Origin of the sequence: Serratia sp. MF1(2023), assembly GCF_030954545.1 — a bacterium.
Classification (GTDB): Bacteria; Pseudomonadota; Gammaproteobacteria; order Enterobacterales; family Enterobacteriaceae; genus Serratia; species Serratia sarumanii.
In genome coordinates this window covers 1-21431 of record NZ_JAVHUX010000005.1, presented here as the reverse complement: position 1 = coordinate 21431, position 21431 = coordinate 1, and the positions used below count along the sequence as shown (strand labels likewise).

18 protein-coding genes are annotated in these 21431 nt (G+C 59.1%); 2 read left to right on the top strand and 16 right to left on the bottom strand.

Annotation, left to right across the window (positions count from 1 at the left end):
* Nucleotides 1-2 precede the first annotated feature (2 nt).
* The 13 genes from nuoM to lrhA form a co-directional block, all read right to left on the bottom strand.
* The gene (gene nuoM / locus REA38_RS01585; RefSeq protein ID WP_033648043.1) at nucleotides 3-1532 is read right to left on the bottom strand and encodes an NADH-quinone oxidoreductase subunit M; all 1530 of its coding nucleotides are present in this window, start codon (nucleotides 1530-1532) and stop codon (nucleotides 3-5) included.
* 95 nt (nucleotides 1533-1627) lie between these two features.
* Entirely contained in the window at nucleotides 1628-3475 is a 1848-nt protein-coding gene (gene nuoL, locus REA38_RS01580; RefSeq protein WP_015378577.1) for an NADH-quinone oxidoreductase subunit L, read from the bottom strand.
* Nucleotides 3472-3774: an NADH-quinone oxidoreductase subunit NuoK gene (gene nuoK / locus REA38_RS01575; protein ID WP_004936014.1), complete on the bottom strand. Its 303-nt coding sequence runs from the start codon at nucleotides 3772-3774 to the stop codon at nucleotides 3472-3474. Before nuoK ends, nuoL begins: the two co-directional genes overlap by 4 nt.
* A complete protein-coding gene (gene nuoJ / locus REA38_RS01570) occupies nucleotides 3771-4328 on the bottom strand; it encodes an NADH-quinone oxidoreductase subunit J (RefSeq protein ID WP_019453717.1) in 558 nt (185 codons plus the stop codon). Before nuoJ ends, nuoK begins: the two co-directional genes overlap by 4 nt.
* 13 nt (nucleotides 4329-4341) lie before the next feature.
* Nucleotides 4342-4884 carry an NADH-quinone oxidoreductase subunit NuoI gene (gene nuoI / locus REA38_RS01565; protein ID WP_025160170.1) on the bottom strand — a complete coding sequence of 181 codons (543 nt, stop codon included), beginning with the start codon at nucleotides 4882-4884 and terminating at the stop codon, nucleotides 4342-4344.
* A gap of 14 nt (nucleotides 4885-4898) precedes the next feature.
* Complete coding sequence (gene nuoH, locus REA38_RS01560; protein WP_004936022.1) at nucleotides 4899-5876, bottom strand: NADH-quinone oxidoreductase subunit NuoH; 978 nt, start codon at nucleotides 5874-5876, stop codon at nucleotides 4899-4901.
* A complete protein-coding gene (nuoG, locus tag REA38_RS01555) occupies nucleotides 5873-8611 on the bottom strand; it encodes an NADH-quinone oxidoreductase subunit NuoG (RefSeq protein ID WP_308884724.1) in 2739 nt (912 codons plus the stop codon). The genes nuoH and nuoG overlap by 4 nt, the downstream gene beginning before the upstream one ends.
* Nucleotides 8612-8687: 76 nt before the next feature.
* On the bottom strand, nucleotides 8688-10034 hold the full coding sequence (nuoF, locus tag REA38_RS01550) for an NADH-quinone oxidoreductase subunit NuoF (RefSeq protein WP_033653762.1): 1347 nt from the start codon (nucleotides 10032-10034) through the stop codon (nucleotides 8688-8690).
* Nucleotides 10031-10582 (bottom strand): NADH-quinone oxidoreductase subunit NuoE, encoded by a 552-nt coding sequence (gene nuoE / locus REA38_RS01545; protein WP_033635327.1) that lies wholly within the window; start codon nucleotides 10580-10582, stop codon nucleotides 10031-10033. Before nuoE ends, nuoF begins: the two co-directional genes overlap by 4 nt.
* 2 nt (nucleotides 10583-10584) lie before the next feature.
* Nucleotides 10585-12381 (bottom strand): NADH-quinone oxidoreductase subunit C/D, encoded by a 1797-nt coding sequence (gene nuoC / locus REA38_RS01540; RefSeq protein WP_004936036.1) that lies wholly within the window; start codon nucleotides 12379-12381, stop codon nucleotides 10585-10587.
* 96 nt (nucleotides 12382-12477) lie between these two features.
* Nucleotides 12478-13152: an NADH-quinone oxidoreductase subunit B family protein gene (locus tag REA38_RS01535; protein WP_004936039.1), complete on the bottom strand. Its 675-nt coding sequence runs from the start codon at nucleotides 13150-13152 to the stop codon at nucleotides 12478-12480.
* A 15-nt stretch (nucleotides 13153-13167) separates the two neighbouring features.
* The gene (nuoA, locus tag REA38_RS01530; RefSeq protein WP_033648046.1) at nucleotides 13168-13605 is read right to left on the bottom strand and encodes an NADH-quinone oxidoreductase subunit NuoA; all 438 of its coding nucleotides are present in this window, start codon (nucleotides 13603-13605) and stop codon (nucleotides 13168-13170) included.
* 708 nt (nucleotides 13606-14313) lie between these two features.
* The gene (lrhA, locus tag REA38_RS01525) at nucleotides 14314-15258 is read right to left on the bottom strand and encodes a transcriptional regulator LrhA (protein ID WP_033653761.1); all 945 of its coding nucleotides are present in this window, start codon (nucleotides 15256-15258) and stop codon (nucleotides 14314-14316) included.
* A gap of 855 nt (nucleotides 15259-16113) precedes the next feature.
* Here lrhA and REA38_RS01520 point away from each other — a divergent pair.
* Together REA38_RS01520 and yfbR are read left to right on the top strand one after the other, a co-directional pair.
* On the top strand, nucleotides 16114-17328 hold the full coding sequence (locus REA38_RS01520) for a pyridoxal phosphate-dependent aminotransferase (RefSeq protein ID WP_004936047.1): 1215 nt from the start codon (nucleotides 16114-16116) through the stop codon (nucleotides 17326-17328).
* A gap of 107 nt (nucleotides 17329-17435) precedes the next feature.
* Nucleotides 17436-18035 carry a 5'-deoxynucleotidase gene (gene yfbR, locus REA38_RS01515; RefSeq protein ID WP_025303666.1) on the top strand — a complete coding sequence of 200 codons (600 nt, stop codon included), beginning with the start codon at nucleotides 17436-17438 and terminating at the stop codon, nucleotides 18033-18035.
* A gap of 27 nt (nucleotides 18036-18062) precedes the next feature.
* Here the strand turns inward: yfbR and REA38_RS01510 are convergent, their stop codons facing one another.
* The 3 genes from REA38_RS01510 to REA38_RS01500 all read right to left on the bottom strand — a co-directional run bounded on the left by REA38_RS01510 (nucleotide 18063) and on the right by REA38_RS01500 (nucleotide 21161).
* Nucleotides 18063-19913: an SLC13 family permease gene (locus tag REA38_RS01510; RefSeq protein ID WP_071883829.1), complete on the bottom strand. Its 1851-nt coding sequence runs from the start codon at nucleotides 19911-19913 to the stop codon at nucleotides 18063-18065.
* Between the two features lie 79 nt (nucleotides 19914-19992).
* On the bottom strand, nucleotides 19993-20649 hold the full coding sequence (locus tag REA38_RS01505) for a sugar phosphatase (protein WP_308884714.1): 657 nt from the start codon (nucleotides 20647-20649) through the stop codon (nucleotides 19993-19995).
* 17 nt (nucleotides 20650-20666) lie between these two features.
* Nucleotides 20667-21161: a YfbU family protein gene (locus REA38_RS01500; RefSeq protein WP_016926898.1), complete on the bottom strand. Its 495-nt coding sequence runs from the start codon at nucleotides 21159-21161 to the stop codon at nucleotides 20667-20669.
* Nucleotides 21162-21431 lie beyond the last annotated feature (270 nt).

Here is a 21431-nt window from a genome sequence, read left to right as displayed (position 1 = left end):
AATTACGGCCTTGTTGTTGAAATTGCTGAAACTGACGAACCAAACCAGTGTTGCACGTTGCTCATCGCCGCGTTGGAAGTATCCAGAATCGGCTGCGGGTAAACCCCCAGCAGAACCAGCAACACCACCAGCAGCAGAATGATGAACAGTTCGCGCGCGGTCATGCCCTGCAGCGGCTGGTCGGATTTAGGCGCACCGTAGTAAGCGCGCTGCATCATGATCAGCGAGTAAACCGAAGCGAACACCAGACCGAAGGTAGAAATCACGGTGATCACCGGCACCACCTGGTAGCTGCCGAACAGAATCATGAATTCGCCGACGAAGTTACCGGTACCCGGCATCCCCAGCGTAGCCACAGCGAAGAACAGCGACAGCGCAGGGATGAACTTGATACGCCCCCACAGGCCGCCCATCTGACGCATGTCGCGGGTATGCAGGCGCTCATACAGCTGGCCGCAGATGATAAACATACCGGCGGCGGACAGGCCGTGCGCGATCATCTGGATCACCGCGCCCTGATAAGCCAACTGGCTGCCGGTGTAGATGGCGATCAGCACGAAGCCCATGTGCGAGACCGAGGTGTAGGCGATCAGACGCTTGATGTCGGTCTGCGCGAACGCCATCCAGGCGCCGTAGAAGATGCCGATCACGCCCAGCCACATGGCGATTGGCGCAAACTCGTGCGAAGCCTCAGGGAACAGCGGCAGGCTGAAACGCAGCAGGCCGTAGGCCGCGGTTTTCAGCAAGATGCCCGCCAGGTCGACGGAACCTGCGGTCGGCGCCTGGCTGTGCGCGTCCGGCAACCAGCCGTGCAGCGGCACCACCGGCATTTTCACCGCGAAGGCGATGAAGAAGCCCAGCATCAACAGATATTGCACGTTGTGGGACATCGGCGTTTGCAGCAGGTCTTCGTAATCGAAGGTCCACACGCCGGTGGCGTTGTAGTGCACGAACACCAGGCCCAGGATCGCAATCAGCATCACCAGACCGCTGGCCTGGGTGTAGATGAAGAACTTGGTCGCCGCGGTGATGCGGGTTTTACCGTCCGACGCCTTGTGGCCCCACAACGCGATCAGGAAGTACATCGGCACCAACATCATTTCCCAGAAGAAGAAGAACAGGAACATGTCGATGGCGAGGAACACGCCGATAACGCCGCCCAGGATCCACAGCAGGTTGAGGTGGAAGAAGCCCTGATACTTCTGGATTTCACGCCAGGAACAGAGGATCGCCAGCACGCCCAGCAGACCGGTCAACACCACCATCAGCAGCGACAGGCCGTCCAGCGCCAGGTGGATGGAGATACCGAAGCGCGGGATCCACGGCAGCAGGAATTCGCTCTGCCACTGCGGAATGCCTTTCGGCGTGGTCAAGGTATAGCCGCCCTGCAGCCACAGCTGCAGAGAGAGCGCCAACGTCAGCCCCATTGCGATCAGCGCTATCCAGCGCGGCACCTTAGTACCGAAGCGCTCAAGCTGCCAGCACAGCAGACCGCCGATAAAGGGGATAAGAATTAGCCAAGGTAATAGCATGGCGTTTTGTGTCCCTTATACGAATAATTTCAAACTTTGTACGTAGCGCCTGCCCGGCGCTACGCCCGAAAAATGCGTCTGTTTAAATTATTCAATTAAACCAAAATCAACAGAGCCAATACGACCACTGCACCCACACCCATAGACGCTATATACCAACGCACCTGACCATTCTCGCTCACCGTCAGACCGCGGTTCCCCCAGCGGGAGAAGACGGCCGGCAGGTTCATCAGCGAGTTCAGCGGATCGCGCTGCAGCAGCTTCGCAATGCCCAGGTACGGCTTGACGAACACTTTGTCATACAGCCAGTCGAAGCCCCAGGCATGGAACCACCAGGTCGAGAAGAAACGCCCCGGCGCGCTGTTGGCGATGCTGTTGACCAGGCTGCGTTTGCCCAGCCACAGCGCGGCCGCCAGCAGAATGCCGACGATAGCCACCACGCCGGAGGTGATTTCCAGCGTCAGCACACTGCCGTGCGCCAGCTCGGTCGTCTCCGGCAGCACGCCCTGCAACGGCGGCACGATCATCGCACCAACGAAGGTGGACAGCACCAGCAGAACCAGCAGCGGCAGGTGGTGAGTGATGCCTTTACCGGCATGCGCTTTGATTTTCTCTTCGCCGTGGAACACGATGAAAATCATACGGAAGGTGTACAGCGAGGTCATGAATGCGCCGACCAGGCCGGCCACCATCAGGTTGATGTGGCCGTTGGCCATCGCGCCCGCCAGGATCTCGTCCTTACTGAAGAAGCCGGCCGTGACCAGCGGCAACGCAGACAGCGCCGCGCCACCCACCAGGAAGCAGACGTACACCAGCGGGATGCTCTTGCGCAGGCCGCCCATCTTGAAGATGTTTTGCTCGTGGTGGCAAGCCAGGATCACCGAACCGGACGACAGGAACAGCAGCGCCTTGAAGAACGCGTGGGTCATCAGGTGGAAGATCGCCGCGTCCCATGCCTGCACGCCCAGCGCCAGGAACATGTAACCGATCTGGCTCATGGTGGAGTAAGCGAGCACGCGCTTGATGTCGGTCTGCACCAACGCGGCGAAGCCGGCCAGCAGCAGAGTGACCGCACCGACGATGCCCACCAGGTGCAGCACTTCCGGCGCCATCAGGAACAGGCCGTGCGTACGAGCGATCAGATAGACGCCCGCGGTCACCATGGTCGCCGCGTGGATCAGTGCGGAAACCGGGGTTGGGCCCGCCATCGCGTCCGCCAACCAGGTTTGCAACGGCAACTGCGCCGATTTACCGACCGCGCCGCCCAGCAGCATCAGGGTCGCCCAGGTGATGGCCGTATCGCCCACCGCCAGTTTCTGCGGTGCCAGGATCATCAGCTCGCGGATGTTCAGCGTGCCCAGCTCGTTGTAGAGGATGAACAGCGCGAACGCCAGGAACACGTCGCCCACGCGGGTCACGATGAAGGCTTTCATCGCCGCCGCGCCGTTGGCCGGATCTTTGTAGTAGAAGCCGATCAACAGGTAGCTGCACAGGCCCACGCCTTCCCAACCCAGATACATCAGCAGCAGGTTGTCCGCCAGCACCAGGACCACCATGCTGGCGATAAACAGGTTGGTGTAAGCGAAGAAGCGCGAATAGCCCTCTTCACCGCGCATGTACCAGGAGGCGAACATGTGGATGAAGAAGCCGACGCCGGTGACCACCGACAGCATGGTCAGCGACAGGCCGTCCAGCACCAGGGTCACGCCGATATTGAAGTTGCCGACGGCCATCCAGGTCCACAGGCTTTGCTCGAACAGCTGCACGCCGGCGGCTTTCTGGGCGAAGAAATCCATCGCCACATACACCGTGACCAGCGCAGCCAGGCCGATAGAGCCCACGCCGACGGTGGCCGCCGTGTTCTCAGACCAACGACCGCGGGAAAATGCCAACAGCAGGAACCCGATCAGCGGTAGCAGAATTGTTAAATATAATAGGTTCATCCGCGCATCTCACTGACAGTATCAATATTCAGGGTATGACGACGACGGTAGAGCTGCAGTAGCAGCGCCAGGCCGATACTGGCCTCGGCTGCCGCCAGGCTGATCGCCAGGATGTACATCACCTGCCCGTCCGCCTGGCCCCAGTAGCTTCCCGCCACGATAAACGCCAACGCCGCAGCGTTGATCATCACTTCCAGGCTGATCAGCATAAACAGCAGGTTGCGGCGCACCAGCAGCCCGGTCAGCCCGAGCACAAACAGGATAGCCGCCAGGATCAGGCCGTGTTGAAGAGGGATCATGCTTGCTCCTCCGATTTTCTTCTCGCCATTTCGCCACTCGCCGGCGCGTTGCTCAGCACCTCGCCAGGCTTGTGCTCGCGGCCGATATGGAAGGCGACAACCAGACCCGCCAACAGCAGCATTGAAGCCAGCTCAACCGCCAATACGTAAGGCCCGAACAGGCTGATGCCCACCGCCTTCGCGTCGACCATCTCGCCGCTGATACCCTGGTCGGATACGCTGCGGATCGCGACGATCAATACCACCAGCAGCGCCAGCGACAGCAGGCCAGGCCCGATCCACACCGTCGGCTTCATCCAGTCGCGCTCTTGCTGCTGCACGTTGCCGAGGTTCAGCATCATCACCACGAACACGAACAGCACCATGATGGCGCCCGCATAGACGATGATTTCCAACGCGGCGGCAAAGTAGGCGCCGAGCGAGAAGAAGACTGCCGAGATCGCCAATAACGAGACGATCAGATACAGCAGCGCATGCACAGGGTTGGTATGGGTGATCACGCGAATCGTCGCGGCCACCGCAATCAAACCTGCCAGGTAAAATGCAATTTCCATGCTTGCTGGCTCCTTAGGGCAACAGACCTTTGACGTCGATCGGTTTGGCTTCGTTTTCGGCTTCGCCTTTGGCTTTGCCGTCAATCGCCATACCGGCCATCCGGTAGAAGTTATATTCCGGATATTTACCCGGCCCCGAGATCAACAGATCTTCTTTTTCGTACACCAGATCCTGACGCTTGTACTCACCCAGTTCGAAATCCGGCGTCAGCTGGATAGCGGTAGTCGGGCAAGCCTCTTCGCACAGGCCACAGAAAATGCAGCGCGAGAAGTTGATGCGGAAGAACTCCGGATACCAACGGCCGTCTTTCTGCTCCGCTTTTTGCAGCGAGATACAGCCGACCGGGCAGGCCACCGCACACAGGTTACAGGCGACGCAGCGCTCTTCGCCGTCCGGATCGCGCGTCAGCACGATGCGGCCGCGGTAGCGCGGCGGCAGGTAAACCGGTTCTTCCGGATACATCTGGGTTTCGCGCTTGGCGAAGGCATGCATGCCAATCATCCAAATGCTGCGCACCTGGGTGCCGAAACCAACCACTAACTCTTTCAATGTCATGGTTTATTCACCCCTTATTGAGCGTTGTACAAAATGACCGCGGCGGTTGCCAGCAGGTTCAGCAGCGTCAGCGGCAGGCACACTTTCCAGCCGAAGGACATCACCTGGTCATAACGCGGACGCGGCAGCGCGGCACGGATCAGGATGAACATCATCATGAAGAAGGCCGTTTTCAACGCGAACCAGATGAATGGCGGCAGGAACGGACCCTGCCAGCCGCCGAAGAACAACGTCACAATCAGGGCGGACACGGTGACGATACCGATGTATTCCCCCACGAAGAACAGACCGAACTTCATGCCGGAATATTCGATGTGGTAACCGTCGGCCAGTTCCTGCTCGGCTTCCGGCTGGTCAAACGGGTGACGGTGACACACCGCCACGCCGGCGATCGCGAAGGTCACGAAGCCGAAGAACTGCGGAATGACGTTCCAGACGTGCGCCTGGGATTCAACGATAGCCTGCATGTTGAACGAATCCGCCTGCATCACCACGCCCATCAGCGACAGACCGATGAACACTTCGTAGCTCAGGGTTTGCGCGGAGGCGCGCATCGCGCCCAACAGCGAGTATTTGTTGTTGCTCGACCATCCGGCGAACAGCACGGCGTACACCGCCAGGCCGGCCATCATCAGGAAGAACAGAATACCGATGTTAAGATCGGACACCGCCCAGGTCGGGCTGACCGGCACGATGGCAAATGCCAGCAACAGGGAAGTAAAGGCGATCATCGGCGCCAGGGTGAAGATCACCCGGTCGGAGAATCTCGGTACCCAGTCTTCCTTGAAGAACATTTTGATCATGTCGGCGACCAGCTGCAGCGAGCCGCCCCAGCCTACGCGGTTCGGTCCGTAGCGGTTCTGGAACAGGCCGAGCAGGCGGCGTTCGCCAAAGCTCATGAATGCCCCGCACGCCACGACCACCAACAGGATCACGACCGCTTTAAGAATGGCGATCAGAATGTCGATCACCTCAGGGGTAAACCAGCTCATCGTGCCGCCTCCCGCAGATTGTCTACCTTAGCACCCACCAAGATCGGCGGGATCCCTGGCAAGCCGAGCGGCAAACCAACCTGGCCCTGGGTCAGGGTTTCACTCAGACGCACCGGCAGACGCAGGGTCTGGCCCGCACAGCTGAACTCCACCAGGCTGCCCGCGTTGACGCCAAGCGTCGCCGCGTCGGCCGGGTTGACCATCACGTAGGCTTCCGGCATGCGCTGCTGGATCACGTGAGAGCGCTGCGACATTTCGTCGCTGCCGAACAGGTGGTAGTACGGCGCGACACGCCAGCCGTCGTTCGGATTGAACGCGGCAGGCACGCGGTCGAAGTAACCGAGGCTGCCCTCCCCCGCTTCGATCAGGCGCACGCCCGGATCGCCGTGGCGCAGTTTGCCGCCCACTTCGGCCTGGAACTTGTTCCATGCCTGCGGTGAGTTCCAGCCTGGCGCCCAGGCGAACGGGATCTGCTGACGATCGGCCAGCGGGCTGTTGTTCCCTTCCATCGAGAAGGCGAACATGGTGTCTTTATCCTGCGGCTGACGCGGCTCGTGCACGCTGATGTTAGCGCGCATGGCGGTACGGCCGCTGGAGCGGTGCGGCGAACGCGCCAGCTTCTGACCGCGAATGCGGAAAGTCGCGTCCGGCGCGGCGTCGACGATGCCCTGCAGCTGCGGCAACGCGGCGACGCAAGCGGCGATCACGTCATCGAGCTGGGTCCAGTCCACGTGGCGGCTGGTGTAGGTGGAGTGCAGCGAGTGCATCCAGCGCCAGCTTTCCAGCATCACGGTGAACTGATTTTTCTTGGCGTCGTCGTAGTAAGCCGGATCGTATACCTGGAAGAAGCGCTGCGCGCGGCCTTCCTGGTTGATCAGCGTACCGTCGCTCTCGGCGAAGCTGGCCGAGGAGAGGATCAGGTTGGCTTTGTCCATGATCGCGGTGCGCTGGTGGTCGGCGACGATCAGGTTGTTGACCTTGGCCAGCGCCGCGTCCACCTGCGCCGCCGGCGCATGACGATAGAGATCGTTTTCCATCACGATGGCGGTATCGGCTGCGCCGCTCGCCAGCTGTTCCAGCGCCTGATCGAGCGAACCGCCGCCGATCATCGCCAGGCCCATGCTGTTGGCTGCGCCCGCCACGAAGGTGATGCCGACATCGGAACCGCGGCCCTTCAACGCTTTGGCAATGTTGGCCGCCGCTTCGATGATGGCTTCGTTGCCGGCGTTGCTGCCGGTAATAATCAGCGGTTTGCGTGCGCCGGTCAGCGCCTGCACGATGATATCGACTTTCTTATTCAGGCCTTCAGCCAGATCGTTCACCGCCGGCGCCGCGCTGTCCAGCGCGTGAGCGATGGCGAAGCCGAAGCGCGCCTGCTCGTCTACCGGCGCGCGGTAGTTCCAGGCGGCGATGTCGTCCAGGCGGGTGTTGTCGACGTTGGTGGTGAACAGCGGGTACTTGGCGTGCTGGCCGATGTTCTGCACCGCCGCGATCTGCCAGTCGGCCACGCGTTGCGCCGCCGCCATCGCGCGGGCTTTGCCCTTGACGGCCTGGCGCACGGACAGCGCGATGCGCGCGCCGGTTTGCGTCAGGTCTTCGCCCAGCACCAGCACCGCGTCGTAATCTTCGATCTCACGCAGCGCCGGCGTATGGACGCCGCCGTTTTTCAGCACGTTCAGCATCAGCGCCAGGCGTGATTGCTCCGCCTGAGCGATACCGGTGTAGTAGTTCTCGGCGCCGACCAGCTCGCGCAGTGCGAAGTTGCTTTCCAGGCTGGCGCGCGGGGAGCCGATGCCGATGGTTTTCTTCGCCTGACGCAGGATGTCCGCCGCGCCCTGCATCGCCTGCTCGGCGTTCAGGGTGATCCAGTCATCGCCGCGCAGCTGCTGCGGTTGACGCGGACGATCTTTCTGGTTGACGTAGCCGTAACCGAAACGACCGCGGTCGCACAGGAAGTAGTGGTTCACGCTGCCGTTGTAACGGTTTTCGATACGGCGCAGCTCGCCATAGCGTTCGCCCGGGCTGGTGTTACAGCCAATGCTGCACTGCTGGCAAATGCTCGGTGCGAACTGCATGTCCCATTTACGGTTGTAGCGTTCGGAGTGCGTTTTGTCGGTAAATACGCCGGTCGGGCACACTTCCACCAGGTTGCCGGAGAACTCGCTTTCCAGCGTGCCGCTTTCTGGGCGACCGAAGTAGACGTTGTCGTGCGCGCCGTACACGCCGAAGTCGGTGCCGTCCGCATAGTCTTTGTAGTAACGCACGCAGCGGTAGCAGGCGATGCAGCGGTTCATCTCATGCGAGATAAACGGCCCCAGCTCCTGGTTGTTGTGGGTGCGCTTGGTGAAGCGGTAGCGGCGGAAGCTGTGGCCGGTCATTACCGTCATATCCTGCAGGTGACAGTTACCGCCTTCTTCACAGACCGGGCAATCGTGCGGGTGGTTGGTCATCAACCACTCGACCACGCTTTCACGGAACTGCTTCGCTTCACCGTCATCGATGGAGATGAAGGTGCCGTCGGATGCCGGGGTCATACAGGACATCACCAAACGGCCGCGCGTATCTTCCGCGTTTTGGTATTGCTTTACCGCACATTGGCGGCAAGCGCCGACGCTTCCCAGCGCCGGATGCCAGCAAAAGTAAGGAATATCAAGGCCGAGGGAGAGACAAGCCTGCAGCAGGTTGTCCGCCCCGTCTACCTCATACTCTTTGCCGTCTACATGAATCGTAGCCATAGTCAGCATGCTTCCAAGTGGCCTGCCTTGCGGCAGGCGTTAATCAAAAATTCTGGCCGTGTTCGGGCGAGTCGGCTTACCAGCGCTGCTTCAGCAGATTGTTCGGCTGAATGCCGCCAATCGCATGGGCGTTGCTGAAGTGCTGCACGGCGATGCCCGCCTCGAACTCTTCACGGAAATATTTAATCGCGCTTTGCAGTGGCTCTACGGCACCTGGCGCGTGGGCGCAGAAGGTTTTGCCCGGGCCGAGGGAACGGCACAGCTGTTCGAGGGTTTCGATATCCCCCGGCTGCCCTTCGCCGTTTTCCAACGCACGCAGGATCTTCACGCTCCACGGCAGGCCGTCGCGGCATGGCGTACACCAGCCGCAGGACTCGCGGGCGAAGAACTCTTCCAGGTTACGCACCAACGGCACCATGCCAATCTCGTGGTCTACCGCCATCGCCAGCGCGGTGCCGAGACGGCTGCCGGCTTTGCCGATCGCACCGTATTCCATCGGCAGATCGAGGTGATCGGCGGTCAGGAAGTCGGTCCCCGCGCCGCCCGGCTGCCAGGCTTTGAAGCGCAGGCCGTCGCGCATGCCGCCGGCGTAGTCTTCCAGGATCTCGCGCGCGGTGGTGCCGAACGGCAGCTCCCAAACGCCCGGATTTTTCACCCGGCCGGAGAAGCCCATCAGCTTGGTGCCTTTGTCCTCACTGCCGGAGATGCCGGTGTACCACTCCACGCCGTTCGCCAAAATGGCCGGCACGTTGCACAGCGTTTCGACGTTGTTGACGCAGGTCGGCTTGCCCCACACGCCGGCGCTGGCCGGGAATGGCGGCTTGGAGCGCGGGTTGGCGCGGCGGCCTTCCAGCGAGTTGATCAGCGCGGTTTCTTCGCCGCAGATGTAACGGCCGGCGCCGGTGTGCACGATCAGCTCGAAATCAAATCCGGTGCCGAGAATGTTCTTGCCCAGATAGCCGGCTTCGGTGGCTTCCGCGATGGCGCGACGCAGATGCGCCGCCGCTTCGATGTACTCACCACGCAGGAAGATGTACCCACGGTAGGCTTTCAGCGCGAACGCGGAGATCAGCATGCCTTCCACCAGCAGGTGCGGCAGCTGCTCCATCAGCAGGCGGTCTTTATAGGTGCCCGGCTCCATCTCATCGGCGTTACACAGCAGGTAACGGATGTTCATGGATTCGTCCTTCGGCATCAGGCTCCACTTCAAACCGGTGGAGAAGCCCGCGCCGCCGCGGCCCTTCAGCCCGGAGTCTTTCACCAGGTTGACGATCTCGTCCGGGGCCAGGCCTTTGAGGGCCTTTTCCGCGCCGGCATAGCCGTTTTTGCTGCGGTATTCGTCCAGCCACAGCGGCTGCTTGTCATCACGCAGCCGCCAGGTCAGCGGATGCGTTTCGGGAGTGCGTACAATGTGCTTGGTCATTGATACTGCTCCAGTAGCGTCTCGATATCTTCAGGCTTCAGCTGACTGTGAGTGTCGTCGTCAATCATCATGGTCGGCCCTTTATCGCAGTTGCCCAGACAGCAGGTCGGCAGCAGCGTGAAGCGGCCATCAAAAGTGGTTTGACCCGGCTTGATGTTCAGCTTCTTCTCGATAGCGGCCTGAATGCCCTGGTAACCGGTGATGTGACAAACAACGCTGTCACAATAACGGATCACGTGACGTCCTACCGGCTGACGGAAAATCTGGCTGTAGAACGTGGCCACGCCTTCTACGTCGCTGGCGGGGATGCCCAGCACTTCCGCGATGGCGTAAATCGCACCGTCCGGAACCCAGCCGCGCTGCTTCTGCACAATTTTCAGTGCTTCGATGGAAGCGGCGCGCGGATCCTCGTAATGATGCTTTTCGTGCTCGATCGCATCACGTTCTTCCGCACTCAGTACAAATGCATCAACGCCGCTCTGAGGAGCGGCTGCGTTGATGGGCTCGAGCGCATCATTGACTGCGTGATTGTCTTTTTGAGAGTGCATAATTAGCGGTCCACATCTGACATAACAAAATCGATACTACCCAGATAGACGATCAGGTCGGAAACCAAGCTGCCACGGATGACCGATGGGATCTGCTGCAGGTGCGCAAAGCTCGGCGTACGTACCCGGGTGCGGTAGCTCATGGTGCTGCCGTCGCTGGTCAGGTAGTAGCTGTTGATCCCTTTGGTGGCTTCAATCATCTGGAATGATTCGTTGGCTGGCATCACCGGGCCCCAGGAAACCTGCAGGAAGTGGGTGATCAGCGTTTCAATGTGCTGCAGCGTGCGCTCTTTCGGCGGCGGCGTGGTCAGCGGGTGATCGGCCTTGAACGGGCCTTCCGGCATGTTGTTCAGGCACTGTTCGAGGATGCGCAGGCTCTGGCGCAGCTCTTCCACCTTCAGCATCACGCGGGTGTAGCAGTCGCTGGTGCCGTCGCCGACCGGCACTTCGAAGTCGAAGTTCTCGTAGCCGGAGTACGGACGCCATTTACGCACGTCAAACTCGACGCCAGTGGCGCGCAGGCCGGCGCCGGTCACGCCCCACTCCAGCGCTTCTTTGGCGTTGTAAGACGCTACGCCAATGGAACGGCCTTTCAGGATGCTGTTCTTCAGCGCCGCTTTCACGTAGGAGTCCAGACGCTTCGGCATCCAGTCGAGGAATTCACGCAGCAGGCGATCCCAGCCGCGCGGCAGATCGTGCGCGACGCCGCCGATGCGGAACCAGGCCGGGTGCATACGGAAACCGGTGATCGCTTCCACCAGATCGTAGATTTTCTGACGGTCGGTAAAGGCGAAGAACACCGGGGTCATCGCGCCGACGTCCTGAATGAAGGTGGAGATGTACAGCAGGTGGCTGTTGATGCGGAACAGCTCGGACAGCATCACGCGGATGGTGTCGACGCGCTCCGGCACCTTGATGCCGGCCAGCTTCTCGACCGCCAGCACGTAAGGCATTTCGTTCACGCAGCCGCCGAGGTACTCGATACGGTCGGTGTACGGAATGTAGCTGTGCCAGGATTGGCGCTCGCCCATCTTCTCGGCGCCGCGGTGGTGATAGCCGATATCCGGCACGCAGTCGACGATCTCTTCGCCGTCCAGCTGCAGAATGATGCGGAACGCACCGTGCGCGGACGGGTGGTTCGGGCCGAGGTTGAGGAACATGAAGTCTTCGTTCTCGGTGCCGCGCTTCATGCCCCAGTCTTCCGGCTTGAAGGTCAGCGCTTCCATCTCCAGATCTTCTTTCTGCTTGGTCAGCACGAAAGGATCGAATTCGGTGGCGCGCGCCGGGTAGTCCTTGCGCAGCGGGTGCCCTTCCCAGGTCTGCGGCATCATGATGCGCGACAGGTGCGGGTGGCCGTCGAAGGTGATACCGAACATTTCCCAGGTCTCGCGCTCATACCAGTTGGCGTTCGGGAACACCTTGGTCGCCGTCGGCACGTGCAGGTCTTTTTCAGACAGCGCCACCTTCAGCATGATGTCGCGGTTGCGTTCGATGGAAATCAGATGGTAGAAAACGGAGAAATCCGCAGCGGGCAGGCCATCGCGGTGGGTGCGAAGACGTTCGTCCACGCCATGCAGATCGAACAGCATGACATACGGCTTCGGCTGTTTTCTCAGGAACGTCATTACTTCCAGCAACTGGTCAGGTTTAACCCATACCACGGGCATGCCGGTACGGGTGGCCTGAACAGTAAAGGCTTCCGGCCCAAAACGGTTGCGCAGTTCGCCGATCACCGGGTCGTCAAGGTGATCTCGGGTCTGCCAGGCAGGCAAGGCGTCGTGCGTCGTCAAATCTGTCATAATTTTTTTTCACCACACTAAAGGGTTATTCGCCGCAAGTTTCACTTTTCGCTGTGTTAACCAATAGCGCACTAAGATGGACGTTAAATGAACGTCTTAAATCTCGTCAGGCGTCCGGAGGTTGGTCACCGCGATGCGCTCGCCGTGTTTACGCTCTCTTTCAGACTGCATATTGGCGCGGTAAACGCCCTGATCGCCGACAACCCACGACAGCGGGCGACGTTCTTTGCCGATGGACTCCTGCAGCAGCATCAGCGCTTGCATATAGGCTTCCGGACGCGGCGGGCAGCCGGGAATGTACACGTCGACCGGCAGGAACTTGTCCACGCCCTGCACCACGGAATAGATGTCGTACATGCCGCCGGAATTGGCGCAGGCGCCCATCGAGATCACCCACTTAGGCTCCAGCATCTGCTCGTACAGGCGCTGGATGACCGGGGCCATCTTGGTGAAACAGGTACCGGCCACCACCATCAGGTCAGCCTGACGCGGGGAGGCGCGCAGTACTTCCGCACCGAAACGCGCCACGTCGTGAACGGCGGTAAACGACGTCACCATCTCCACGTAACAGCACGAAAGGCCGAAGTTATACGGCCAAATAGAGTTTTTACGCCCCCAGTTCACCATGTCATGCAGCGCATGTTCGAGTTTACCCATGTAAACCGTGCGGTGGACCTGTTGTTCCAGGGGATCGGCGACGATCTCCTGTTTTTGCAGGGGATAACGGTCGTTCTCACCGTTCGGGTCTATGCGGGTGAGCGTATAGTCCATCTTAATGCCTCGCTGTTACTGCGGATGACTGTTGGTGTTAGTGATCGTGCTCGGTTTGCTGCGGCGTTGGGAACGCGCCGGAGTCCAATCCAACGCGCCGACGCGCACCAGATAAACCAGACCGGCCAATAGCACCAAAATGAAAATGGCGGCTTCGATAAAGCCTACCCAACCGCTCTCGCGAACCGAGACCGACCAGGCGTACAGGTATAAGGCTTCAACGTCGAAAATAACGAAGAACATGGCCACCAGGTAGAACTTGGCGGACAAGCGCATGCGCGCCGTACCGACCGAGTCGATGCCTGATTCAAACGGGGTGTGTTTGGCGCGCGCCCGGGCTCTCCCGCCCAAGAAGAACGCACCCAGCAGCATTAAGCCGCAGAGCCCGATAGCCACGACGAGAAATACGGCGAGCGCCCAGTGATGAGCGATAACTTCAGTGGTTGTTGACATACTCTATGCTTACTCATCAAAAGTGGCGTCGATCGCGCTGCTCTTGTCACCGGCAGTTAGTGCGCCACATCGATTTAAGGGAAGGATAAATAACCACACAAACAAACTGCTTTTACAGCGAGTTAGGCAGCGTTTTTCTGTGGGCTTTTTACTCCTTTCTATAACCTTTTGTCAACTTTGACAAAAGTATCTACACACTAGTTTACATACGTATCATTTGATTAACATTTGATGCGCCAGGGGCTGGCTAAATCGTGTCAGTTAATTTTTGTGTAGAAACAGATAGATATAAACCAACGTGCACATTTCAGTTTTACTATACCATTGTCTCAGGAATTCCCTGTTCTTCCACTCACTACCTAGGGGTATTTTTTTGATCCAGGACACGTTTTCAGCATAAATCCTCAAAAAAAGTGTGGCCCTTTAACAATTTTCCTCAAATTAAGCCGCAAAAACGGCCGCTATAAGCTAACAAAATAACCCTTCTATTACCATGCCTTTAACCCATTCAATCTTATTGCTCAAAAAACACACTCAACGTCTTAAACCCGGCCAAACTCTCTTTTCAGCAACGCTTAAAAGTTAATAAAATAGCCAACTCATAACAAAATCGTCATTAAACCCCTATAACAGTAAAAATCCCCAAAAAAAGGGCAAAAAAAAACCTCCGCCGAAGCAGAGGTTTTCATCAGATATCACGCCGCGGCGTTATTCTTCCTCGTCCACCAGGCTGGCGTCATCCTGATCGCCCTGGAGACCGGCCTCTGCGCCGTTGAAGCCATAGCCGTCATTGCCGCCCTGCATGGCGCTGAAGATCGCCATCGCCAGCTCATTGCTGCACTGCGCGTTTTTGCACAGCGCATACTGGGTATCCGGCAGCGGCGGCAAACCTTCCACCGCCCCCAGCACCCGCAGGTCGGGGCTCATCATCTCGATCGGCCGCGCGGTCACGCCCAGGCCGGCCTTACAGGCCGCCCGCACCGCGGACAGCGTGGAGGCGACGTAGGCGATGCGCCACGGGATACCGGCTTCGTCCAGCTGCTTGATCGCCAGCGCGCGGAACGGGCTTGGCTCATCCATCACCACCAGCGGGATCGGTTCGCCGGCCTGATAGTGGTAATCGGCGGCGCAGTACCACAGCGTCGGCGATGTGCGCAGCACGATGTGCGGGTGCCCGGCCGGATCGGCCGTGGTCACCGCCAGATCGATCTCGCCCTCTTCCAGCAGATCGACCATCGTCGTGCTGCGCTTTACGCGCACGTCAATGGACAGCTTCGGATAGATGGCGGTCACGCGGTTCAGCAGGAAAGGCAGAATGGTATCGGCGGTGTCGTCGGAAGCGCCGATGGTCAGAACACCTTTAATATTGTTGTACATCAGCGAGGTACAGGCTTCGTCGTTAAAGCGCAGGATCTTCCTGGCATAACCGAGAAGCTGAATACCATGCTCAGTCAGGAGTTTGTTGCGCCCATGGCGGGCAAACAGTTCTTTGCCGACCAGTTGCTCTAATCGCTGCATTTGTTGACTGACGGCTGATTGAGTACGGCATACGGCGACGGCCGCCGCCGCGAAGGTATTCAAATCAGCAACCGCAACAAAGGTTCTTAGCAGATCGAGGTCGAGATTAAGTATCGGACGATTTGCAGTTGTCATAGTGTATTCTTCACTTTTTTAAATTCTAATTTACGAACTACTACCCTGGTGTGTTTCTCAGACGCCGTTGAAAAGGACGGAGCCTGTTATGACAGTACCCCACTCATAAGTGGAGGGCAAAAAAATTACTTATGATTCGTTACCTCTATCGCTTTTTAAAATGCGATCTATCGATGGTGCTTATAGAACGCGGGGGGCTGAATATCGGTAGAAAGGGAAAACCCCCACCGAACCTGAGATTTTACTCATTCATACTGCCTAATTTCCACTCCATTCGTGCTACTGAGAACCCTTATCAACCGGCGTTCAGACTGCATTACAGAGCAAAAAAGATAAATAATTAACGCTACCGACTTCATGTTACTACTCAATGAATTTAATAAATTCAATCAGTAAGATTTTTACTTTAAATAATAATCCTATAACCACATAAACAATGCTTAAGCTAAAATATAAAGTAAAGCTAATGTAAATATGCCATTTTCTTAGTGTGGTGCGCTAACCGACAACCCGCTATCAGACAACTCCGGTATTATCGTTCCTTTACAGTTTATTGAAGCCCATTCTCACTTTCGGCTTATCAGTTCACTGCTGCCGGCCGCGATCACCGGCACGTCGCGTTTATCGATGCGGGATTTTACAGAACAAAACCCTAGTAAAATTATAGTTCATGAAATTATGAACCACAAAATAACTTTACCTTTGCTTATCATAACTAAAATCTCCCGTTACGACATGCATTTGCACCAAAGGCGTGTAAAACCCTTCAAAAGCAACTACGCCAGGAGTACATTGGGCGGGTTGCGGCGTCCCACGGTAGGAGCGCCCCTATCCCAGCAAAAGGCTCAACTTTTTATGTCCCCCATTGAGAAATCCAGCAAACTGGACAACGTCTGCTATGACATTCGCGGCCCGGTGCTTAAAGAAGCTAAACGTCTTGAAGAAGAAGGCAACAAAGTCCTGAAACTGAACATCGGCAACCCTGCCCCGTTCGGTTTCGACGCCCCTGACGAAATCCTGGTCGACGTGATCCGCAATCTGCCCACGGCGCAAGGCTATTCCGACTCCAAGGGCCTCTTCTCGGCGCGTAAAGCGATCATGCAGCACTATCAGGCGCGCAACATGCGTGACGTGACCGTTGAGGATATCTACATTGGCAACGGCGTCTCGGAACTGATCGTCCAATCCATGCAGGCGCTGCTCAACAGCGGCGACGAAATGCTGGTGCCGGCGCCGGACTACCCGCTGTGGACCGCCGCGGTATCGCTGTCCGGCGGCAAGGCCGTGCACTACCTGTGCGATGAGCAGGCCGGCTGGTTCCCGGATCTGGACGACATCATCAGCAAGATCACCCCGCGCACCCGCGGCATCGTGATCATCAACCCGAACAACCCGACCGGCGCGGTTTACAGCAAAGCGCTGCTGGAACAGATCGTCGAGATCGCCCGTCAACACAACCTGATCATCTTCGCCGACGAGATCTACGACAAGATCCTGTATGACGAAGCCGAGCACCATTCGATCGCCGCGCTGGCGCCGGACTTGCTGACCGTCACCTTCAACGGCCTGTCGAAAACCTACCGCGTGGCGGGCTTCCGCCAGGGCTGGATGGTGCTGAACGGGCCGAAGAAGCACGCCAAAGGCTATATCGAAGGGCTGGAGATGCTGGCTTCGATGCGCCTGTGCGCCAACGTGCCGATGCAGCACGCCATTCAGACCGCGCTGGGCGGTTATCAGAGCATCAGCGAGTTCATTCAGCCCGGCGGCCGCCTGTACGAACAGCGTAACCGCACCTGGGAGCTGCTCAACGACATCCCGGGCGTCTCTTGCGTGAAGCCGCAGGGCGCGCTGTACATGTTCCCGCGCATCGACGCCAAGCGCTTCAACATCCACGACGACCAGAAACTGGTGCTGGATCTGCTGCTGCAGGAAAAAGTGCTGCTGGTGCAGGGCACCGCGTTCAACTGGCCTTATCCGGATCACGTGCGCATCGTCACCCTGCCGCGCGTAGACGAGCTGGAAATGGCGGTCGGCAAGCTGGGCCGCTTCCTGGAAGGCTACCACCAGTAATCGCCTGGGGCGCAGCGCCTTGCTGCGCCCTTCTCTCACTGCCCGGTTGCAAAATTCGCCGTCACTGCTTCACAATGGGGCCCTCACTTGCCGTTAAAGAGAGCACCATGAGCCAGAGCCATTTCTTCGCCCATCTGTCCCGCCTGAAACTGATCAACCGCTGGCCGCTGATGCGCAACGTGCGTACCGAGAACGTTTCCGAACACAGTCTGCAGGTGGCTTTTGTCGCCCACGCGTTGGCGGTGATCAAAAACCGCAAATTCAACGGCAACCTCAACGCCGACCGCGTTGCGCTGCTGGCGATGTACCACGACGCCAGCGAAGTGATCACCGGCGACATGCCGACGCCGATCAAGTACTACAATCCGCAGATCGCCCACGAATACAAGAAGATCGAAAAGATCGCCCAGCAAAAACTGCTGGACATGATCCCCGCGGAGCTGCGCAACGATTTTCGCACTATTCTCGATGAGCACTACTACAGCGAAGATGAAAAGCAGGTGGTAAAGCAGGCGGACGCACTGTGCGCCTACCTGAAATGCCTGGAGGAACTCTCTGCCGGCAACAACGAATTCACCCTGGCCAAGGCGCGGCTGGATAAAACCCTGGAACAGCGCCGCAGCCCGGAAATGGACTACTTCATGGACGTGTTCATCCCCAGCTTCAGCCTGTCATTGGACGAAATCAGCCTCGACAGCTCGCTGTAACCCCGCCGGCGCAGCCTCGCTGCGCCGTTAAAAGCCGTAGAGCCACGGCACCACAATCACGCTGACCGCCATCACCAGCAGGGTGAACGGCACGCCGAGACGCACGAAATCGCCGAACTTGTAATTGCCCGGCCCCAGCACCAGCGTGTTGACCGGTGAAGAAACCGGCGTCATAAAGGCGGCGGACGCGGCGATGGCGATAATCATCGCGAACGGGTATGGCGAAACGCCCATTTCGCGCGCGGCGGCGATGGCGATCGGCGCCATCAGCACCGCCGTCGCGGTGTTGGAAATAAACAGGCCGATGGTGGCGCACAAGACGAACAGGCACAGCAGCATCACGCGCGGCCCCGCGCCGCCGGCGACGTCCATCAGCCCGCTGACGATCAGATCCACCCCGCCGGTCTTTTGCAGCGCCTGCGCGAACGGCATCATGCCGACGATCAAAATGATGCTCGGCCAATGGATCGATTTATAGGCGCTCTCCATATCGATACAGCGGAACTTGCCCATCAGCAGACAGGCGATCAGCGCCGCGATCGGGTTGGGGATTTCGTCGGTCAGCATCATCGCCACCATCAGCGCCAGGCAAAACAGCGCGTGCGGCGCCTGGGTGATCGCCGGCGCCACTTCGTCCACTTCGGCCGGCAGATTGAGCACGATAAAGTCGTGGGTTTTGGCCTGCAGCTGACGGATCGCCTTCCAGTCGCCGATCACCAGCAAGATGTCGCCCAGCTCCAGCGGCTCGTCCACCAGCTTGCCGCCCAGCGTCTCGCCGTGGCGGCGGATGCCCACCACGTTCAGATCGTAGCGGCTGCGGAACGCCGCTTCGCGCAGGCTTTTGCCCAGCAGCGCCGAGTCCGGGATCAGCGACACTTCGGCCATGCCGACGTTGCGCGACTGTTCCGAGAAGTAATCGCCGCGCAGCACCATCGGCTCCAGCCGCTGCTCGCCGCAGAATTCACGCAGATCGACCTGGCTGTCCGACATGTCGATCAAGAGGACGTCGCCCTCGCGCAGCTCGGTGCTGCCGGAAGCGCTGACCATCACCCGCCGGAAGCGTTTCCAGCGCTCAATGCCCACCACGTTGGCGCCATAGCGCGCACGCAGGTGCAGTTCATCCAGCGAACGCCCGATCAGCGGCGAAGCGCTGCGGACAGCCAGCCGCCGCGCGCGGCCGGTCAGCTTGTAGTCGCGGATCAAATCGCGGAAGGTTCGGCGCTGCCAGTCATCGCCGGCTTTGCCCGTGTCACCGCTGCCCAGCCAACGCCGAGCGATCAGCATGTAACCGACGCCCAGCGCCAGCACCGCCAGACCGATGGGCGTCACGCTGAAGAAGCCGAAACCATGGATGCCTTCACGCACCAGTTCGCTGTTGACCACCATGTTGGGCGGCGTGGCCACCAGCGTCATCATGCCGCTGATGAGCCCGGCGAAGCTGAGCGGCATCATCAGCCGCCCCGGCGCAATCTTCATTCTCGCCGTCACGCTGAGCACCACCGGGATAAAGATCGCCACCACGCCGGTCGAGCTCATGAACGCGCCCAGCCCGGCGACCGTCACCATCAGCAGCATCAACATTTTGGTTTCGCTGCTGCCGGCCACTTTCACCAGCCAGTCGCCGACCTGATAGGCCACGCCGGTGCGCACCAGCCCTTCGCCGATCACGAACAGCGCGGCGATCAAAATCACGTTGGGATCGCTGAAACCGACCGTCGCCTCCTGCAGGCTGAGCGTGCCGCTCAGCACGAAGGCGATGATCACCAACAGCGCCACCACGTCCATACGCAGCTTGTTGGTGGTAAACAGCACGATGGCAATCAGCAGTAAACTCAGCACCCACAGTAATTCGCTGTTCAAAACGGCCTCATCCGGCAAATATCCAAGGGCCTAAAAAATAGCATAAAAAAACCCCGTCGAAGCGGGGTCTAATCAATTAGGGTGAAGATAATGCCGCTCAGGCCAGCCGGCGAACGATCGCGCCCTGCGCCGTTTTATCGACGGCGATCTGCGCCAGCGAATCCAGCCGCAGGTCGACCTGCTCCAGCTTCGGCGTATCCGCCGGCGCGTTGACCGCGATCACCTGGCAGCCCGCGGCCAGGCCGGAGAGAATGCCGGCCGGCGCGTCTTCAACCACCACGCACTCGTGCGGCGCCAGCCCCAGGCGCTCGGCGCCCAGCAGATAGGCGTCGGGCTGCGGCTTACCGTGTTTAACCTGCTCGGCGGTGATGAACACCTCCGGCTGCGGCAAACCGCCGGCCTGGCGGCGAGCGCTGGCCACCGGCACCGAACCGGAGGTGACGATCGCCCAAGGGATGCCGAGCGCGTTCAGGCGCTCCAGCAGCGCAATCGCGCCCGGCAGCGCGCGAACGCCGTCGGTATCCTGCGCTTCGGCCTGCTCCAGCAACTCGAACTCGCGCTGAATTTCCGCTTCGCTTTCGCCCGGCATAAAGTGGCGCAGAGAAGTAATGGCCTGTTTACCGTGAATGAAGTCCAGCACCGCTTGCGGGTTGACGCCGCGGCGTTCGGCCCAGTGCGTCCAGGCGCGCTCTACCGCCGGCAGCGAATCCACCAGGGTGCCATCAAGATCGAACAGAAAACCCTTACACTCCACAGAAAACCTCTTCTTAATCAAGCATTGATGATTTGCGCTATCTCAACGGCGCTCAAGTGATACTGGCGCGGACAGGCCAGCCAGATCGCCAGCATGCGCTGGTATTTTTCCCACATTTTGGTCTGGGCGTTGAAACCGTGGCTGCCGGAATCGAAGTGAGTATAGCGCCCCTCGGTGCTGACCAGGAAACGCACGTAGCTCAGGTAGCGCGCCTCGGTGGCGGCGTCGAAGCCGAGAAACGCCAGGCGGCGCTCGTCCAGATCCTGCTTTTCTTTCAGGTTGCCCCAGGAAACCTGCAGCGCATGGTGCATCTCCATCACGTTGATGATGGTGCGGCACACCTCTTCGCTCAGTTCGCCGAAGTCGCGATCCAGTTCGCGCATTTGCAAACCGAAGCCGCGTTCGACGATGGTTTGCAACCGGCGATAACGGTCGCCGTTGTCCGGATCGAGCAGGGTCATCATCTTGTACTGGTTCGACAGGATCAGCCGCTGGGCGTTGGTCATTTCCATCAGGATTTCCTCATTTCTGTGTGATGGCGGGAGCATCGCACAGCGCAAGAACGCAGGAAATCACAACTCGACCGTTCTTTGATTTAAACCGGGGTTATTGGCGCTTTGACGAGAAAGGCCGCACAACGCGTAATGCTGGTCACTTAAGGGTGGCCAGCAACTTTTTTATCTGGATATTTCCTGCTTCTGGCTCTGAGCTCTCTCGGATAACTTCGCTCTCTGCGACCTGGCAACACCAGCCATTTTGCCTGTTCATACAACGTTCTGAGC

Coding starts and splice junctions, on each gene's coding strand:
- nuoM (WP_033648043.1), bottom strand. CDS start 1,532: ATGCTATTACCTTGGCTAATTCTTATCCCCTTTATCGGCGGTCTGCTG.
- nuoL (WP_015378577.1), bottom strand. CDS start 3,475: ATGAACCTATTATATTTAACAATTCTGCTACCGCTGATCGGGTTCCTG.
- nuoK (WP_004936014.1), bottom strand. CDS start 3,774: ATGATCCCTCTTCAACACGGCCTGATCCTGGCGGCTATCCTGTTTGTG.
- nuoJ (WP_019453717.1), bottom strand. CDS start 4,328: ATGGAAATTGCATTTTACCTGGCAGGTTTGATTGCGGTGGCCGCGACG.
- nuoI (WP_025160170.1), bottom strand. CDS start 4,884: ATGACATTGAAAGAGTTAGTGGTTGGTTTCGGCACCCAGGTGCGCAGC.
- nuoH (WP_004936022.1), bottom strand. CDS start 5,876: ATGAGCTGGTTTACCCCTGAGGTGATCGACATTCTGATCGCCATTCTT.
- nuoG (WP_308884724.1), bottom strand. CDS start 8,611: ATGGCTACGATTCATGTAGACGGCAAAGAGTATGAGGTAGACGGGGCG.
- nuoF (WP_033653762.1), bottom strand. CDS start 10,034: ATGACCAAGCACATTGTACGCACTCCCGAAACGCATCCGCTGACCTGG.
- nuoE (WP_033635327.1), bottom strand. CDS start 10,582: ATGCACTCTCAAAAAGACAATCACGCAGTCAATGATGCGCTCGAGCCC.
- nuoC (WP_004936036.1), bottom strand. CDS start 12,381: ATGACAGATTTGACGACGCACGACGCCTTGCCTGCCTGGCAGACCCGA.
- REA38_RS01535 (WP_004936039.1), bottom strand. CDS start 13,152: ATGGACTATACGCTCACCCGCATAGACCCGAACGGTGAGAACGACCGT.
- nuoA (WP_033648046.1), bottom strand. CDS start 13,605: ATGTCAACAACCACTGAAGTTATCGCTCATCACTGGGCGCTCGCCGTA.
- lrhA (WP_033653761.1), bottom strand. CDS start 15,258: ATGACAACTGCAAATCGTCCGATACTTAATCTCGACCTCGATCTGCTA.
- REA38_RS01520 (WP_004936047.1), top strand. CDS start 16,114: ATGTCCCCCATTGAGAAATCCAGCAAACTGGACAACGTCTGCTATGAC.
- yfbR (WP_025303666.1), top strand. CDS start 17,436: ATGAGCCAGAGCCATTTCTTCGCCCATCTGTCCCGCCTGAAACTGATC.
- REA38_RS01500 (WP_016926898.1), bottom strand. CDS start 21,161: ATGGAAATGACCAACGCCCAGCGGCTGATCCTGTCGAACCAGTACAAG.